Consider the following 18716-nt stretch of genomic DNA (forward strand, 5'->3'; position numbering starts at 1 on the left):
CTTCTTTCACATTTATATACTACAATACCAACAAATATGGATTCTCTATATACTTCGCAAGTACTTTCAAGAACTCTGCTGCATCAGCACCGTCTAAAATCTGATGATCAAATGTTAAGCTGAATGGGATACGTTGTACTTGTCTTACGTTACCATCTTGCATTACTACTTCTGATTGCATAGCTCCTACACCTAAAATGCCCGCTTCTCCTACATTCAATATCGGTGTAAAGTACTCAATCTCACTCGCACCCATATTCGTAATCGTGAATGTGCCGCCAGACATTGGCACACCATCAGTATCATTATTGCGTACTTTTTCAGATAATGTACGAATACTTTCTGCTAAAGCACCAATACTCTTACCATCCGCATTTTCAATCACAGGCACCATCAAACCATCATCTAATGAAGTCGCAACACCTAAATTGACGTGATCATACTCAGTCAATTCACCATTTTCATAACGAACATTCATCTTTTTATAATTTTGGAGCGCAAGCACTACAGCTTTAGCTAATAAAGCAGTAATAGAAAGTTTTACATCTTGGCCTGCATCGCCTAATTCTTTCTTCAGTTTATCTTTGAAGACAATCAACTCATCCGCATTGACTTTACGATGTAATGTGAGTTGTGCTGTCTGATCCTGACTTTGTCGCATGTTCTGTGCAATACGTTTGCGCATTGGATTTAAACCTTCGCCTATATCTGCAGATGCTGTTAAAGTAGAAGGAGTCGGAGAAGTTTTCGCTTCACCTTTATCTAATCCATTTTCTAATACACGTTGAATATCTAATTTGGTAATCCTTCCATTTCCGCCAGTTCCTTCCACTCTTTGAATATCAATATCATTTTTCTCAGCCATCTTGCGTGCGAGAGGAGAGATAAAGATACGTTTTTGATTAGATGCGTTATTATCTTTATTGTTATCGTTAGACGATGCCTTATTTGAAGCGGAGCTTGATGATTTGTCTTTATCTGCTTTTTGATTTTCATTTTCTGTATCATCTTTTTTCTCTTGTGCATCTTCTTCGTTATCGTCAGTTGATTCTCCTTCTTCGCCAATCACACCGATAACAGTTTTTACTTTTGTATCGTCACCGGCTTGTACTTTGATTTTTAAGAGAGTGCCATCTGCCGGCGCTTCTATATCTTGAGTTAATTTTTCCGAACTGATCGAAGCCACAATGTCCCCTTTACTCACAGTGTCTCCTTCAGATACGTGCCATTCTTCTACTGTGCCTTCTTTCATTGTCATACCGAGTTTCGGCATCATAATATTTGTACTCATCTCATTCACCTCCCGAAGTTAAGATTTAACCTTTTTCAAATCTTCAATGAGTTCGTTAGCGACATCTAATACTTTATCTACACTTGGAATGTAAGCTTGTTCTAGGTTTTGTGCAAATGGAACAGGAGTGTCAGGTGCTGTTACTTTTTTGATTGGACCATCTAAATAATCAAAACCAACATCTCCGATTGTAGAAGCGACATCTCCTGCAATATTACACTGTGGGTTAGACTCATCAATAACAATTAAGCGACCCGTCTTCTTCACTGAATCTAAGACTGTTTCCTCATCCCATGGTGAGATAGAGCGTAAATCGATGACTTCGGCTGATACGTTGTCCTCCGCTAATTTATCAGCAGTATCCAAAGCAACTTGAACCATCTTACCTATAGCAACAATTGTTAAATCGTCACCCTCTTGAGCAACTCGTGCTTTTCCAATTTCAACTGTATAATCTTCTTCAGGCACTTCACCTTTCATACTCAATAAAGTTTTATCTTCAGAGAATACAACTAAGTTATCATCTTCAATAGCAGCTAATAGTAAACCTTTCGCATCATATGGATTTGAAGGTACTACAACCTTTACACCTGGAATCGATGCAAAAATATTATAAAGCGTTTGAGAGTGTTGAGCTGCAGCCCCTGCGCCTGCACCGTGAATGGTTCTGACTACCATTGGAATTTTAGCTTTACCGCCAAACATATAACGCATTTTTGCGCCTTGATTGAGTATAGGGTCCAGACCAAATCCGATAAAATCATTGAACATTAATTCAGCAATAGGGCGTAAACCAGTGGCAGCTGCTCCGACTGCTGAACTCAAGGTAATATGTTCGGCAATAGGTGTGTCAATCACACGATCACGTCCATACTTTTTAACTAATCCTTTCGTAACACCGAATACACCGCCGAAAGAATCATCATCTTTCAAATGTTCTACATCTGCACCACCAGCGACGTCTGTTCCGATTAAAATAACATTATCGTCTTTCTTCATTGCAGTATCAATGGCTTCGTTTATTGCGCCCATAAATGTTAACTCACGTTTTTCACTCATAACTAAATCCCCCTTTGATTTATGCAAATACATCTTTGTATAATGAATCTAAATCCGGTTGTTCACTGCTTTCTCCGTATTCAACAGCATCATCAATAGCTTTTTGTGCAGCTTTTTCAATTTCATCCGCTTCTTCTTCCGTTAATAAATCATTTTCAATCGCGTATTTACGGAATTCTTCGGTTGGATTACGATCAGCATTACGGTCTTCTTTTGTTTTTACCTTTTGCTCGTCGCCTTCAAAGTGCCCATACTTACGGTAAGTATCACATTCGATAAGAGTTGGACCTTCTCCGTTTTTCGCACGTTCGATAGCTTTTTTAGCAGCATCTCTTACTTCAACTACATTCATACCATCTACATAAACGCCAGGCATATTATAAGCTGACGCACGTTCGGCAACTGTTTCAGAAGCACTCGCATATTTATGAGTCGTTCCTTCACCAAATTGGTTATTTTCACAAACGAAAATAACAGGTAAGTTGAGAATTGAAGCGAAGTTCAAACCTTCATGGAAGTTGCCTTCATTGGCAGCACCATCACCGAAAAAGCAGACTGCCACATTATCTTTACCTTGATTACGTAAAGAGATTCCTGCACCGGTAGCTAATCCGAAACCGCCACTTACAATACCGTTAGCGCCTAACATACCTTTATCAATTTCAGCTACATGCATCGATCCGCCTTTACCATGTCCTAGACCATCGCGTTTGCCCATAATCTCAGCCATCATTCCATTTAAGTCACAACCTTTAGCAATTGCATGTCCATGACCACGATGCGTACTTGTAATATAATCATCATCTTCTAACAGTGACATTACACCTGTAGCTACGGCTTCCTCACCAACATATAGATGTACAAATCCTGGAATTTCTCCATTGCTGAACATCTCATGTGCTTTTTCTTCAAAATCACGAATTTCATTCATCGTTTTATAAATCCAGCGTGCTTGTTCTTTATCCATAATGGATTCCCCCTTAAAGAAAAATATTTATTTGTGAATGGCTTTTTTAAACCAGTCATCTGCAGCTTCACCTAAAACTTCAAGTAGAGATGGGTGAGGTTGAATTACTTCAGATAATTCTTCAACTGTACCTTCTGCAACCTTCACGCCCAGTAATTCACCAATTAAGTCAGTAGCATGAGGACCTACAATAAATCCGCCTAAAATTTCACCATATTCTGCATCCGCCACGATTTGAATGAAACCATCTGTCTCTTCTTCAATCATTGCTTTAGCATTACTTTGGAAATAAGATTCTGCAGTTTTCACTTTATAACCTTGTTCTTTGGCTTGTGATGCTGTTAAGCCAACGGAAGCGGCTTCTACACGAGTATAAATACAGCGTGGAATCATATTAATATCGATAGATTTTGGATTTAATCCTGTGATCGCTTCAACGGCATTGATCCCCTCAGCACTTGCAGCATGTGCTAATTGATAAGTGTTAATTAAATCGCCGACTGCATATACATGCGCTTTACTTGTTTGGTAATTACTATTTACTTTTATAAAAGGTGTATCTTTTTCATTTTCTAATTTGAGATTTTCAGAAGCTTGTAAGTTAGGTTTACGTCCTGTGGCTACGAGTAATGTATCAAAATCAATCGTTGTCTCATCTGCAAAAATAATTTTGTTTTGGTTAACTTGCTTAATTTCACAGTTGGTAACTATATTGATTCCTTGTTCTTCTAAGTGTTCTTTTAAAATTGATCGAATTTCTTTAGTTTCAGTCAATAGAATATCTTTTGCGACTTCAAGAAGTGTTACATTAACTCCTAAATCAGCCATAGAAGAGGCGATTTCAGTGGCAATTACACCACCACCTATAACTACAAGTGATTGAGGAAGTTTTTCAAGCTTAAAAATAGTATTCGTAGTGTGATAATTTACTTTATCTAAACCATTGATAGGAGGAATAAAAGGTGTACTGCCTGTAGCAAGAAGGATATCTTTAGCTTTGATTGTTTGGTCTTCAATCTGAATCGTTAAGTCATCATTTACCTGGGCTTCACCATTAAATATTTTCACTTTATTTTGCTTGAGAAGGTGAGTGACACCGCTTGTTAAATTATTGATAACTGACTTTGTCCTTTGATTGAGTTTCGAGAAATCAATATTTAAATGATTCGTCTTAATCCCCCAACTATCAGCAAGTTTAATATCTTGGACTTTCTTGCCATATTCAAGTAGTAATTTAGATGGTATACAACCAACATTTAAGCAAGTACCTCCCATGTATTGCTTTTCGACAATGGCTGTATTTAAACCTAATTGGGCAGCACGTATAGCGGAAACATAACCACCTGGTCCAGCTCCAATGACTACTAAATCATATTGTTCCAATAAATCGCCCCCCTTAAGAAACCCAGTAGATAGAAACGAGATATAATTATGTAAGCGCTTACCTCGTTTACTCTATTTTATCTATATAAGTGTGAATTTTCAAATAATAATATAACGCTTAAGTGTTTTGTTGCAAAACGCGAATAAAGATATAAAATATAATTAAAGTAATTTTAGATTTTACAAATTAAACTCATTAGAATTTTTATCGAGAAAAAGAGAGGTAAATTACGAGAGAGTTAATTGACAAGATACTAGAAATGAAAAAAGAACAAAATGCTGAAAACTTTTCAATGACTGTAAAAAGCAAAAGAGAAGAAAATTTTAAAAATCGATACAAAGAATTGGTTCATAATTTGCTACCTTTAAAAATACGAAATGATATAGAAGTTGATTCATTGAAAGTTAATGGAAGTATAGGCAAAGGACGATATGCGCAAGTACCTTGGGTCGCTATTATGGACCCCAAAATCACAACTTCCACTCTAAGAGGATATTATGTCGTATTATTGTTTCATCCGGAAGGGGAAGGGTTTTATTTGACGCTTAACCAAGGATGGGCAAATATAACAGAACATGTGAGTTCTGATTCACCTTATTCATCAAAAGATCTAGCAAAAAGATTGTCAAATCAACTTAGTGAAAAAGCAGAATTTAAATTTACTAAAGGAAGCTATAACTACTATGAAAACGACGAGGAGAATAAAAATCTGAATGACAAGGCTAAAGGTTACAAATACGGAACAGTTTTTTATAAATATTATGAAAAAGGGAATTATAACGATGATGAACTTAAAAGTGATTTAGAAGATTTTCTTTATACTTATCATGAAATAGTTCAAAAAGTTTCTTATAATGATTATATAGAAATGCTAAAACAAATTGAAAGTTATGCTTTAATAGAAGATATAAAAGCTCTAGATAATTTTGAGCTTGAAATTGTAGAGAAACCAAAATTTAGCGGAGCAGGAAAGAAAAGTACTACAAAAGTTAAAGTAAATACTGAAGAGATAGAAAATAATCAAAAAGAAAATAAATTGGTTGGCGATAAAGGAGAAAGTATTGCGATACAGTATTTTAAAGATTTAACAGAAAAATGTTCAGGGACTGATAATAAAGAAAAACTGATGGATATGATAGAAAGCGTCAGTGAAAAAGGACATGGGGATGGTTATGATCTTATTGCATTTGATCCTAATAAACTAGAAGATCCCCAAAGAAAATTAATTGAAGTAAAAAGTACTACTTCCTCTGCTAAAAATCATCCTTTTTATATGTCATCTAACGAATTATGGGCAATAAAGGAAAATCCTAATAAAATTTTAATTATGAGATTATATGATATTTTAAATTCACCCAAGGCATATTTTATCGATCCTTATGAAAAGTGTGATAATTATGAAAGTATTGAGGATATAATAAAAAGTCTGTTTACAGCAGAAGCTACTAATTATAAAATTATTGGCGTTAAGTAGTTTTGTTATAATTTATATATTTTGAAATTAGGTCTATAAAACTGTAATTAGAAGAATAATCATAGGTTATATCACAATCCACCCATACGGATTATGATATAACCTTTTTCATTACCAATTTTTGATTTCTTCATCTATCGAAGCTTCAGTGAAATTGCCGTTTCCAACAACTTAATTATCCTAAATTTACAGAATTGTAACATTTCTAATAACAAATTGTGCAAAATCATATTGACTAAAATTTTGAAAGCGGTTACACTATATGTGACATCAATCACAAGGAGTGTAGAAAATGCAAAACTTAAGAAATCGTAATTTTTTAACTTTATTAGACTTTTCACAGAAAGAGATGGAATTCTTATTAAATCTATCGGAAGATTTGAAAAGAGCAAAATACGCAGGTATTGAAAAGCAAACTTTAAAAGGTAAAAATATTGCGTTGATCTTCGAAAAAGATTCAACTCGTACACGTTGTGCGTTTGAAGTTGCAGCTTATGACCAAGGTGCGCATGTGACTTATCTTGGGCCAACTGGAAGCCAAATGGGCAAAAAAGAAACTGCAGCGGACACAGCTCGCGTATTAGGCGGTATGTATGATGGTATTGAATATCGCGGATTCTCACAACGTACTGTTGAAGTATTAGCGAAAGAATCAGGTGTTCCTGTATGGAATGGTTTAACTGACGAAGATCACCCAACACAAGTATTAGCTGACTTCTTAACAGCTAAAGAAGTGTTGAAAAAACCATATCATGAAATCAACTTCACATATGTCGGCGATGGCCGTAATAACGTAGCTAATGCTTTAATGGCGGGTGCTGCAATTATGGGTATGCGTTTCAATTTAGTATGTCCGAAAGAATTGAATCCAACTGATGAATTATTAAACCGTTGTAAAGAATTAGCTGCAGAAAATGGCGGCGAAATCTTTATTACAGATAATATCGATGAAGGTGTGAAAGGTTCTGACGTACTTTATACAGACGTATGGGTATCTATGGGCGAACCTGATGAAGTATGGAAAGAACGTATTGCATTATTAGAACCTTATCGTGTAGATCAAGCAATGATCGAAAAAACTGAAAATCCTCATGTTATCTTTGAACACTGCTTACCATCATTCCATAATACTGATACAACTATCGGTAAAGAAATCTTTGATAAATACGGCTTGAAAGAAATGGAAGTTTCTGATGAAGTCTTCGAAGGCAAACACTCAGTAGTATTCCAAGAAGCTGAAAACCGTATGCACACTATCAAAGCAGTAATGGTTGCTACTTTGGGCGATATTTAATCTTTAGAGCTACTCAACAAGGAGGAACATCAAGAATGGCAAAAATCGTAGTGGCATTAGGTGGTAATGCTTTAGGTAAATCTCCAGAAGAACAATTAGAATTAGTTAAGAGCACATCCAAATCACTTGTTGCATTGATTCAAAAAGGTCATGAAGTTGTCATTAGTCATGGTAACGGCCCGCAAGTCGGCAGCATCAACTTAGGCTTGAACTTTGCAGCTGATCATGAACAAGGTCCTTCATTCCCATTTGCTGAATGTGGTGCAATGAGCCAAGCTTATATCGGCTATCATTTGCAACAAAGTTTGCAAAATGAATTGCATCATCTGGGTATCGACAAGCCTGTAGTAACACTTGTTACGCAAACACTTGTAGATAAAAAGGATAAAGCTTTTGACAATCCAACTAAACCAATCGGTCTGTTCTATGATAAAGCAACTGCAGACAAAGTTTCTGAAGAGAAACACTATACGTTTGTAGAAGATTCTGGTCGTGGCTATCGTCGTGTCGTACCTTCTCCAGAACCAATTGAAATCATTGAACAACCAAGTATCGAAACTTTAATCAATGCCGGCAACCTAGTTATTTCAGGTGGCGGTGGAGGTATCCCAGTGTATAAAGATGCTGAAGGCAACCTTCACGGTGTAGACGCCGTTATTGACAAAGATAAATCAAGTGCTTTACTTGCCGCAAATCTTAAATCTGAGCAATTAATCATTTTAACAGCAGTAGATTATATCTACATCAACTTCGGTAAAGATAACCAAGAAATCTTGAAAGAAGTGACAGTTGATGAAATTAAACAATATATTGCAGAAGATCAATTTGCGAAAGGCAGCATGTTGCCGAAAGTAGAAGCTTCATTACAATTTATTGAAAATAATCCTGAAGGTAAAGTGATTATCACATCTTTAGAAAAACTAGACGATGCCTTAGAAGGAAAAGTCGGTACAGTGATTAAAAAATAATAAATTTTAAAAAAGAGATCTGAAAACACCTTCTATCATAAACAGGATTTTCAGGTCTCTTTTCATGAAAACGTGAAAATGGGTGTGCAAGGAGATGTATTTATGAGCGAAGATATGAGTTTGAAAAATAATAAAGCTGCTAAAAAGAAGAAAAAATTTGAAATGCCCGGTGCATTCGCAATTTTATTCATCATAACTTTAGTCGCTGTCATTGCTACATGGGTAGTACCTGCAGGCGCTTACTCTAAATTATCATATGAACCTGCAAAGCAAGAATTAAAAATCGTCGACCCGCCTAATAAAGTAAAAATGGTGCCGGGTACACAAGAACAACTCGATAAAATCGGCGTTAAAATCAATATCGAACAGTTCAAATCAGGAGCAATCAACAAACCGATTTCTATTCCTGATACTTACGAACACTTAGATCAAAACCCAGCTGGTTTTTCAAAAATCACAACGAGTATGGTTCACGGAACAATTGAATCCGTAGATATTATGGTATTTATCTTAGTGCTAGGTGGTTTGATCGGAGTCGTACAAGCAAGCGGCTCTTTCGAATCCGGACTTTTAGCTTTAACTAAGAAGACTAAAGGGCACGAATTTATGCTCATCTTCATGGTATCTGTGCTAATGGTACTTGGCGGAACGCTTTGCGGTATCGAAGAAGAGGCCGTGGCCTTCTATCCTGTCCTAGTACCGATATTTATAGCGCTCGGCTATGACTCCATCGTCTGCGTAGGGGCTATCTTCTTAGCAAGTTCGATTGGGACGACCTTTGCAACAATCAACCCGTTCTCGGTTGTTATCGCGTCTAACGCAGCAGGTATTACTTTCACTGAAGGTTTATACTGGCGTATTGGCGGATGTATTGTCGGAACAATCTTTGTAATTGCTTATTTGTATTGGTACAGCCAAAAGATCAAGAAAGATCCAACCGCTTCTTACTCTTACGAAGACAAAGCTTCTTTCGAAAAAATGTGGTCTGTCTCTAACAATAACGGTTCTGACAAATTTACGTTACGTAAGAAAATCATTTTAGTATTATTTGTCTTACCGTTTCCAATCATGGTTTGGGGCGTTATGTCACAAGGCTGGTGGTTCCCAGTTATGGCCGCAATGTTCTTAGCGTTCACAATCGCAATTATGTTCCTTGCAGCAACAGGAGAACATGGTCTAGGCGAGAAAGGTGTCGTAGACCAATTCGTCAATGGTGCATCCAGCTTAGTTGGTGTATCTTTAATCATCGGTTTAGCGCGTGGTATTAACATCGTAATGAACGAAGGCTTAATCTCAGATACGATTTTACACTTCTCTTCTTCACTCGTAGAGCATGTGAGTGGTCCGATCTTTATAATTATTCTATTGATTATTTTCTTCTTCTTAGGATTTATCGTACCATCGTCTTCTGGATTAGCTGTATTATCAATGCCGATTTTCGCACCATTAGCTGATACAGTAGGTATTCCGAGATTCGTAATTGTTACAGCTTATCAATTCGGGCAATACGCAATGTTATTCTTAGCACCGACAGGACTCGTAATGGCGACATTACAAATGTTGAATATGAAATACTCTCACTGGTTACGCTTCGTATGGCCGGTCGTAGTTTTCGTACTCGTATTCGGTGGCGCAATGCTCGTCACTCAAGTATTAATTTACTCTTAAGATATATTATTTAGGCTCAAGCAGGTTGAGACTTCAATTGAGGTCTCAGCCTATTTTTTCGCTTAATTCTCCACAATCTTCTCCATCAATTCTGATGCACTTAAGTCTTCTTCCGCATCTTCTTCTGCCTCGATATCACTGTCTAATATGCAAGTAGTGTAACTTCTCTCAGGAAAAAGATGAATTAACCGTGCGCCAGGAGCTAAGTCGCTATATAGACTGACTCCGCTGACCCGACCGTAATTCAATCCAATCCCTTGGTGGAAGAAAGTAAAATCATTATCATAATCATGACCGCAAAAGATACCGTCTATATTCCTCGCTTCCCGCAAGACAGAGAATAATCGCTCACTCTCAGCAGCATAAGAAATTGCACTTTTCTTTTCGCCGATATAAACGAATACGTTGTCATAAGCTTTGATAGGGCGGTGCATAAATAACACACGACGTGCGACATGCTTTCCGCAATGCTTAAGCTTCTCTTGTAACCATACGAGATGTTCTTCCTCGATAGTGCCATCTGCGCCATTATCTAAGACAAAAATTTGTTGGTGTGGACTTTCGATGATATAAGCTTCTTTATCGTTTGCGATACTGCTGCAGTATTTATGTGCATAACTGGTCGAATATTTCGCTTCAAGTTGTCTTAACTTTGTCCGTGTAAGTCCGTGGCATGTCTCTTTATCGCCGAAAGTAGTAGCGATTTTAACCTCGAATTGATTCATAAACTCCAAGAAACGTCGATAAAGCTTTGCTCCCGTTTCTTGATCTTCAGCCCATATTTGATTGCCTGTAAAAATACATAGATCAGGGTGATACTTGTTGATAAAGTAAGCAATCAAATCAAAGGTTTCTTCGTTTTCTATTTGCTTAGATTGCTCACATGTTAAATAAAGATCTGTTAACTGTAAAATTGCATATTTATTTTTCATCATTGGCGGTTACTCCTTAGGTGTATTTTTCTCATGAAAATATCAATTTTTAAAAGTTAATTTGGTGAAGTAGTAAGTAATTTAATTATAGAGTGATTGATTGTAAAAGGTAAATGACTTATTTGGTAAGATTCGCGTTCTTTTTTTATGGTTAAACGCAATTAAAGCGTAAAAATATCTCTTTACATATTTTTTAGGATGTGTAATCAGATGTTAAAAAGAAAATTTTAAAGCAGGTAAAACAAAAAATGAGTTGAATTATTTTGAGGATAAAGTTAAGAACTTCTCGTTTAACTCTAGATCGCAATATTCTTGAATTTCGGAACATAAGTTTTCCCAATATGTTCTCCAATAGGGTTCGTTCAAATAGACATTGGGGAGTTCACTGAAGACTAATACATCATTATTCACCATTTCTTTAAACACAGAATCAGCATAAACCATAAAGGGAGTGGCTGGAATTGCTGTTTCTGGACTTTGGGCTTGGCGCTTTTGAAATGCTGTAATGATGTTGAATTGAAGAGTTAAATAAGTTTCGTAGACTGTTGAGTTCATAGGCTGATACCTCTTTTTCATAATATAATTTAATAATAGAGGCTGCTTGCTCATTTGTAAATATTTTTTTAGTTAAAAATTATCTCTAATAGTCGACAACGGTTATTGATGATTGAAAGTGATAAAAAACTGTCATAATAATATTTAAACTCATTGTATTACTTAGAGTTTGCAGTGCTAAAATGTTGATAACACCGTATCATTCCTATACTTTTTAAAAGAAATTTCTATTAAAGCATAAATAATTTAAAGAATTTTGTTGACGTTCTAAAAATAAGGTGGTAATATTTTGTTACGCACAAAAGAGGCGGGGGATTCCCTTATTAAATTAAATCGGAATATTCCAAATCCATTAATCTTTGATGACTATTTTAAAATTAAAGCATATTTTCTCTCGTCTCTATTTGTGTGAGATCCATATAGTTAATAACTATTTTGCTGCCAATTGCCATGTTGGAAAGCAACTAATTTCTTGGTGGGTCGGCATGTGGACTATATTGAAAATGAAGAATGATAATAAGAATTTGAGAAAATCTTGGGTAGAGCTCATTAATGATATTTATAACTTTTTTTCTGGTGAATTTTAATAAATAATATCAATCTTTTATTTTCTTTATACTTAGTCGTTATCTTATATCTGAAGTTTATAGCGCGCATAACTTTAGTGAGAGGTAAAGACACACGTGTAAGTAAGACATATGGTATTCACTTTTTCTTTTAATTCAATGGCCTATTCATTAGGTCAACTCTAACGACTGTTTTTATTAATTTTTGTTTCTTTTGAAAGAAGTATATTTGCAAAGCTAATAAAAAGTTTTGCAACAGTATTAAAACGAAGAGAGTAGGAGCTGGGACAATACAAGGTCTCAGCTCCTGCTTTTTTGTATGGGAGAGTCGAAAGTGTTAAGGCTGGCGCTCCTTGCCTATACAGATAGGGCAGAAAGTGTTAAGGCTCACGCTCCTCGCCTATACAGATAGGGTCGAAAGTGTTAAGGCTCACCATCCCAGCCTACACAGATCCCCCGCAGCATCACCACTCCCCAACTTCACCCATCACCTCAACGCCATCTCATCTCTTTTCATACATAGCAAAACCGACTACTGCAGCCCTGCACAGCTGCAATAGTCGGTTATTTTTTAAAATATTAGATTAAGAGTAAACGAGTACTTGAGTAACGAGCATTGCACCACCGAATACGAGTACGAAGACGACGACCGGCCATACAAATCGGAACCAGTGAGAGTATTTCATGTCGAGCATTTGCAGTGTTGCCATTACCAGTCCTGTCGGAGCTAAGAACAACATTGCGTATTGTCCGAATTGATAAGCTGTTACCATAACGAATCTCGGAATACCTACTGTATCAGCAAGCGGCGCGAAAATCGGCATTGCGAGTACAGCTAAACCAGATGATGATGGTACGATAAATCCTAAGAAGAAGAAGATAAATAGGATGATGATGATAAATATCGGACCACTTACATTTTGTACTAATGTAGATGAGAAGTGCAAGATAGTATCTGAGATTAAGCCTTCATTCATGACTAAGTTGATACCACGCGCTAAACCGATGATTAAAGATACACCAACTAAGCTGGATGCACCATTTACAAAGGCATCTACTGTTCCTTTTTCACCTAAACCATTTTTACCAGTTCCCGCAATGAACATGATGACGATTGTGACTGCTAAGAACATTGAAGCCATGACTGGGAACCACCAGCCTTGCGTCATAACGCCCCAAACCATTAATGGGAATGGAATAACGAATAAGATTAAGATAATTTTCTTACGCCAAGAGAAGTTATCAGCATGTGCATCTTTACCCATAACAGACCATTGTTTTTCAAATGATTCACGGTCTTCATAAGAGTAAGATAATCTGTGATCTTTCTTGATTCTTTGAGAATACCAGTATAAGTAACCGATAACAAAGATAGCACCTACGATACAGCCAGCTACACGCCAGTATAAACCTTCAGTAAATGTAATACCTGCTGCGTTAGAGGCGATTACTACTGAGAACGGGTTGATAGTAGAGAAAGTTGTCCCTACAGAGCTGGCCAGGAATATGGCCCCTACACAGACAATGGAGTCATAGCCCATGGCAATGAATATCGGCACCAGTATTGGGTAGAAGGCGACGGCCTCTTCTTCAATACCGCAGAGGGTACCGCCCAGTACCATTAAGATAGATACCATAAATATGAGCAAGAACTCATGTCCTTTAGTTTTCTTAGTTAAAGCAAGCAATCCTGATTCGAAGGAACCACTGGCACTTACCACGCCAATCAGACCACCGAGCACGAAGATGAAGACCATGATGTCTACCGCTTCAATTGTCCCTTCAACCATCGCATTGGTAATTTCTCCAGGTCCCGCTGGATTTTGATCTAATCTTTCATAAGTATCAGGAATCGAAACCGGTTTATTAATCGCACCGGATTTAAACTGTTCAATGTGTATTTTAACGCCCATCTTATCGAGCTCTTTTTGCGTTGCCGGTACTTTCTTGATTTCTTTATGAGGGTTCTCAATTTTTAATTGTTGCGCACCAGGCTCATAAGATAATTTAGAATACGCACCCGCTGGAATTACCCACGTCGCAATAACAGCCACGACAGTTAAAATAAAGAGGATTACAAAGGCCCCGGGCATTCTGAATTTAAATTTTTTCTTTTTCTTCGTATGCCGTTCAGTGCTGTCATGTTCGTCTTGTGCATGTTTACTTTGATTAGTGTTGTCCATAATGGTCATCTCCTTTTTGGCAGAGTGCAGCATTTGCCGATATGTAAATAGAATTTCGGAAACAGCGCTGCAATTAACTTGAATTCAAATGCTATCAAATACAGAAAGTTGTGCGACTCGACAAGCTGATGAGATGACAAGATGTAAAGTTACTCTCGCGTTTCACGCAAAAATTTTTTAGAAAAGCAGAGCGTCCAGAAGATCGCGTCTGAAGTTGATTCACTGAATTTGTCATAGAGCTTGAATGCAAATTATTTATAAAAAGGCCTGAACAGGATGTAACAAGGATACTATTGTTTACTCATGTTCAGGCACTTGTTATTATTCAATGAAGTTGTGATATGCAGATTCTAAGATGAGGCAGGTTAAGACATTTCATTGTCGATCATGTCCTGAGTGGAGGACACTTTTAAACTTTCCATGTCCATTCCCTAAGTTTTATTTTTTAATCACAGTGCCGACTTTACCTTCTAAAGCGTCATCTAATTTGTCTAATGAAGTGATGATAACTTCGCCTTTAGGGTTGTTTTCGATGAATTGGATAGAAGCTTCTACTTTAGGCAACATGCTGCCTTTCGCAAATTGACCTTCGTCAATATATTGCTTCATTTCGTCTACTGTGACTTCTTTCAATTGTTCTTGATTGTCTTTGCCGAAGTTGATATAGATATAATCTACTGCAGTCAAGATAATCAATTGTTCAGATTTCAATTCAGCACCAAGTAGGGCACTTGATTTATCTTTATCAATAACCGCATCTACACCGTGTAGATCGCCTTTATCGTCTTTAACAACTGGGATACCGCCGCCGCCACTTGAAATAACTAAGTTGCCGGCATTGATAAGTGTTTCAATACTTGGGAATTCAACGATTTCAATCGGTTGTGGTGAAGGAACTACACGACGATAGCCGCGTCCTGAGTCTTCAACGAAAGTATAGTGACGTTCTTTAGCGATTGTGTCTGCTAATTCTTTGTCATAGAACATACCGATTGGTTTAGTTGGGTTCGTAAATGCTTCGTCATCTCTGTCTACAACTGTTTGCGTAACTAATGTTACTACAGGTTTCTCAATACCTAAGTTATGCAATTCATTTTGCAGACTTTGTTGTAGTTGATAACCGATATAAGCTTGGCTCATTGCTCCACATTCTGGGAATGGGAATGGAGGGCCTTGCTCGTGTTCAGCAGCGTAGTTCAAGCCTAAGTTGATGCTGCCGACTTGTGGTCCGTTACCATGACTGATAACGACTTCGTTACCTTTTTGCACTAATGCAATTAAGGATTTCGCTGTATTTTCAACAAGTTTCAATTGTTCTTCTGGTGAGTTGCCTAATGCGTTTCCGCCTAATGCTACTACGATTTTAGCCATGCTATTTATCCTCCCTTATCCAATATCGCCTAAAGTTGCGACCATTACTGCTTTGATTGTGTGCATACGGTTTTCAGCTTCTTGGAATACTACTGAGTGTTTGCCTTCGAAGACTTCGTCAGTCACTTCCATTTCTTTCAAGCCGTATTTGTCAGCGATTTCTGCACCGATTTTAGTTTCATCGTTGTGGAATGAAGGTAAGCAGTGTTCGAAAATCACACGTGGATTACCAGTTTTTTCAATCATTTCTTGGTTCACTTGGTAAGGTTTCAATAATTTGATACGTTCTTCCCAAACTTCGTCAGGTTCGCCCATTGATACCCAAACGTCTGTGTAAAGTACGTCAGAACCTTTTACACCTTTGTCGATGTCGTCAGTTACCAAGATTTCGCCGCCGTTTTCTTCAGCCAATTCTTTACAACGATTCAATAATTCGTCTGTTGGATTTAACTCTTTAGGACATACTAAGTGGAAACGCATACCCATAATTGCGGCACCAGCCATCAATGCGTTTGCTACGTTATTGCGTCCATCACCAACATATGTGAAGTTGATTTCGTGATAAGGTTTTTTCAATGTTTCTTTGGCAGTCAAGAAGTCAGCCAATACTTGAGTAGGGTGATCTTCGTCTGTCAAACCGTTCCATACCGGAACACCTGATTTTTCAGCCAATGTTTCAACAGTACGTTGAGAGAATCCGCGGTATTCGATACCGTCATACATGCCGCCTAAAACGCGAGCAGTATCTGCTGCTGTTTCTTTTTTGCCCATTTGGCTGCCTGTAGGTCCAAGATAAGTGACGTGAGCACCTTGGTCGTAAGCGGCAACTTCAAATGCGCAACGAGTACGAGTTGAGTCTTTTTCGAAAATTAATGCAATATTTTTTCCTTTCATCGTTTGTTGCTCAATACCTGCGTATTTCGCACGTTTCAAGTCTTCCGAAAGGTTGAGTAGGAATTCAACTTCTTTCTGTGAAAAATCTAATAATGTTAGGAAATTTCTGTTTCTTAAGTTTTGCATTATACATACAACTCCTCTTTGTGATTGATTTCACATTTATTGTAATCGCTTTCTTTAGGTTTCGTCAATAGTATTTCAAACAATTTTTTGCTTTTCTCAATAAAATTGACGAAATAGTTACAAAACAATTTTTGCAGTTTACAAATGTAAATATTTAGTTTATGGGAAAATATATTCTTTTAAAATTCTACCGTTATCTTTATTGCCTATTTAAAAAAGAATAATCATGAAGATTATGAAAACTTTTTGATAACTGCGCTAATTATTTTTTTAAAGCCCTATACAAGTTGAATTATAGTTGATAATTTGAGATTTTAAACGAATTTAACAAATTCTTCATAAAAAAATGAAAAAGTCTTGATTTCCGTTAAAAATCTTATAAGATAAGAAGGAATAAATAATTTGACTACGCAAGTCATAATTTATTTGTTAGCTTTGCAAATAAAGATAGGGTGGAGAAAAACAAGTGAAAAGATTATTATTTTTAATGGTAAGTGTTTTATTTTTATTAGCAGCTTGTGGTAGTAACAAGTCTGAAGAAAAAGCTGAAGCTGATGAAGAAAGAGGCGAAGCAACGGACAAAATGAAATTGTTCCGTGTGGGCCAAACCGTCACAGCGGGTGGTGTAGATATTAAAGTCATGAAAGCTGAATATGTAAATGACTATGATGAATATAGCGCACCAGAAAACGGTAAAGTCTTAAAAGTCTATTTAAAATTCAAAAATAACAATAAAGATCAAGTATTAGTTGATAGCAGTGCATTTTCTATGAAAGTTCGCGGTGAAAATTATCCGGAATGGTATGGCGGAGATGGGACAGATGGAATGTTCTCACATCAATTGAATCAAGGCAACACAGCTACAGGAACATTGATTTATGACGTTCCGGAGTCTAACTTCTATACTTTAGAAATGGATACGAATTTCAACATGAAGAATGTGAAGGCGAAGTGGAACATCTCTAAAGCAATGATTAAAGAAAGCGGCAGTAAGAGCGAGGGAGACGAAGCGAAAGCCAGCGAAACAAGCAATGCCAAAGCTGATAAGAGCGATGATGAAAAGGATTATCCATATACCGCAGATGAATATAATGCTTTAGTAGATGAATACAATGCATTGACTGATGGTGAAAAGATGGATCATGTGACACGTGGTGTAACGAACAAAGAATACAATGATTTAGCTGCACGCGTGGAAAAATTATATGAAGAACTCGGTGCAGAATATGAAAAAGAATATCAAAAACAACTAGACCAAGAAGAAGCTGAGCGCCAAAAACAATCAGATCAAGAAGAAGCTGAGTGGAAAAAAGAACAAGAGCGTTTAGATAAAGAGTTTGATGCAGAAATGAAACGTCAAGATGAAGCATATGCGCGTGAAGAAGCACAGCGTCAAAAACAAGAAGCCGCTGATCAAAAAGCTTATGAAGCTGAACAACAACGTATACAAGAACAAGAAGCGCGTGAAGAGGCACAACGCCAAAAAGAAGAAGCAGCTGAGCAAGCACGCCAACAAAAAGAAGAAGCTGCACTTTCTGAAGAATAAGTGTGTAAATTTAAGCGTTCAGGGTATCTAGTTAGTAATTTTAAAAGCATAATGCATTACTAAAATTAAAATGAAAGCAGGGATACTATGAACGAACCAAGAAACAATGACAAGCGTGATGAGCGATACGACCAACCAGAAGATGCAAAACATGATGGCAGGCAAGAATCCAGCTTTGAAAAACGTGAAGAGCGAATCTATAACGATGGACAAAAGTCTGAAGATAAGACACGTGAAGAAGGCAACTTTGTAGATAGACGCGAACCAAGAAATGTGGATTCTGAAAATGATGGTTTTGTTGAAAAACGTGAATCAAGATATGATGACCGCGAGGATAATAGGAATCGTGAAAGCCATGACGGACGTGAATCTGGAAATGCTCGTCACGAAGAAGAAAGTTTTGTAGATAGACGTGAGCCGAGATATGTAAATCAAGAG

The 18716-nt window shown here is 37.0% G+C and carries 14 protein-coding genes; 5 read left to right on the top strand and 9 right to left on the bottom strand.

The window, feature by feature from the left end; genetic code table 11:
- Positions 1 to 19 precede the first annotated feature (19 nt).
- Genes CNQ82_RS02170 through lpdA form a run of 4 tightly spaced genes read right to left on the bottom strand, consistent with a single transcriptional unit; the run spans position 20 to position 4700 of the window.
- Positions 20 to 1291 (bottom strand): dihydrolipoamide acetyltransferase family protein, encoded by a 1272-nt coding sequence (locus CNQ82_RS02170; RefSeq protein WP_123143889.1) that lies wholly within the window; start codon positions 1289 to 1291, stop codon positions 20 to 22.
- An 18-nt stretch (positions 1292 to 1309) separates the two neighbouring features.
- Positions 1310 to 2350, bottom strand: a complete 1041-nt coding sequence (locus CNQ82_RS02175; protein WP_123143890.1) for an alpha-ketoacid dehydrogenase subunit beta — start codon at positions 2348 to 2350, stop codon at positions 1310 to 1312.
- 19 nt (positions 2351 to 2369) lie between these two features.
- Positions 2370 to 3317, bottom strand: a complete 948-nt coding sequence (locus tag CNQ82_RS02180; RefSeq protein ID WP_123143891.1) for a thiamine pyrophosphate-dependent dehydrogenase E1 component subunit alpha — start codon at positions 3315 to 3317, stop codon at positions 2370 to 2372.
- A 27-nt stretch (positions 3318 to 3344) separates the two neighbouring features.
- The gene (lpdA, locus tag CNQ82_RS02185) at positions 3345 to 4700 is read right to left on the bottom strand and encodes a dihydrolipoyl dehydrogenase (protein ID WP_123143892.1); all 1356 of its coding nucleotides are present in this window, start codon (positions 4698 to 4700) and stop codon (positions 3345 to 3347) included.
- A gap of 260 nt (positions 4701 to 4960) precedes the next feature.
- On the opposite strand from lpdA, the gene CNQ82_RS02190 reads away from it, so the two are divergent.
- The 4 genes from CNQ82_RS02190 (at position 4961) to CNQ82_RS02205 (ending at position 10105) form a co-directional block, all read left to right on the top strand.
- Positions 4961 to 6175, top strand: coding sequence for an MrcB family domain-containing protein (locus CNQ82_RS02190; protein WP_123143893.1), 1215 nt, complete (start codon positions 4961 to 4963; stop codon positions 6173 to 6175).
- Between the two features lie 292 nt (positions 6176 to 6467).
- Entirely contained in the window at positions 6468 to 7469 is a 1002-nt protein-coding gene (gene argF, locus CNQ82_RS02195) for an ornithine carbamoyltransferase (protein WP_123143894.1), read from the top strand.
- Positions 7470 to 7504: 35 nt separating this feature from the next.
- Complete coding sequence (arcC, locus tag CNQ82_RS02200; RefSeq protein ID WP_123143895.1) at positions 7505 to 8437, top strand: carbamate kinase; 933 nt, start codon at positions 7505 to 7507, stop codon at positions 8435 to 8437.
- 114 nt (positions 8438 to 8551) lie between these two features.
- Positions 8552 to 10105 (top strand): YfcC family protein, encoded by a 1554-nt coding sequence (locus CNQ82_RS02205; RefSeq protein WP_123145616.1) that lies wholly within the window; start codon positions 8552 to 8554, stop codon positions 10103 to 10105.
- Between the two features lie 62 nt (positions 10106 to 10167).
- Here CNQ82_RS02205 and CNQ82_RS02210 read toward each other — a convergent pair whose 3' ends face one another.
- The 5 genes from CNQ82_RS02210 to argF (CNQ82_RS02230) all read right to left on the bottom strand — a co-directional run bounded on the left by CNQ82_RS02210 (position 10168) and on the right by argF (CNQ82_RS02230) (position 16732).
- Positions 10168 to 11040, bottom strand: a complete 873-nt coding sequence (locus tag CNQ82_RS02210) for a metallophosphoesterase family protein (protein WP_123143896.1) — start codon at positions 11038 to 11040, stop codon at positions 10168 to 10170.
- A gap of 255 nt (positions 11041 to 11295) precedes the next feature.
- A complete protein-coding gene (locus CNQ82_RS02215; RefSeq protein ID WP_123143897.1) occupies positions 11296 to 11592 on the bottom strand; it encodes a hypothetical protein in 297 nt (98 codons plus the stop codon).
- 1150 nt (positions 11593 to 12742) lie between these two features.
- Complete coding sequence (locus tag CNQ82_RS02220; protein ID WP_123145617.1) at positions 12743 to 14251, bottom strand: YfcC family protein; 1509 nt, start codon at positions 14249 to 14251, stop codon at positions 12743 to 12745.
- Positions 14252 to 14779: 528 nt separating this feature from the next.
- Complete coding sequence (arcC, locus tag CNQ82_RS02225) at positions 14780 to 15712, bottom strand: carbamate kinase (protein WP_095103026.1); 933 nt, start codon at positions 15710 to 15712, stop codon at positions 14780 to 14782.
- Between the two features lie 15 nt (positions 15713 to 15727).
- Positions 15728 to 16732, bottom strand: coding sequence for an ornithine carbamoyltransferase (gene argF, locus CNQ82_RS02230; protein WP_095103028.1), 1005 nt, complete (start codon positions 16730 to 16732; stop codon positions 15728 to 15730).
- A gap of 466 nt (positions 16733 to 17198) precedes the next feature.
- Here argF (CNQ82_RS02230) and CNQ82_RS02235 point away from each other — a divergent pair, with 466 nt between their 5' ends.
- Positions 17199 to 18278 (top strand): DUF4352 domain-containing protein, encoded by a 1080-nt coding sequence (locus CNQ82_RS02235; protein ID WP_123143898.1) that lies wholly within the window; start codon positions 17199 to 17201, stop codon positions 18276 to 18278.
- Positions 18279 to 18716 lie beyond the last annotated feature (438 nt).

It is taken from the genome of Staphylococcus debuckii, assembly GCF_003718735.1.
Classification (GTDB): Bacteria; Bacillota; Bacilli; order Staphylococcales; family Staphylococcaceae; genus Staphylococcus; species Staphylococcus debuckii.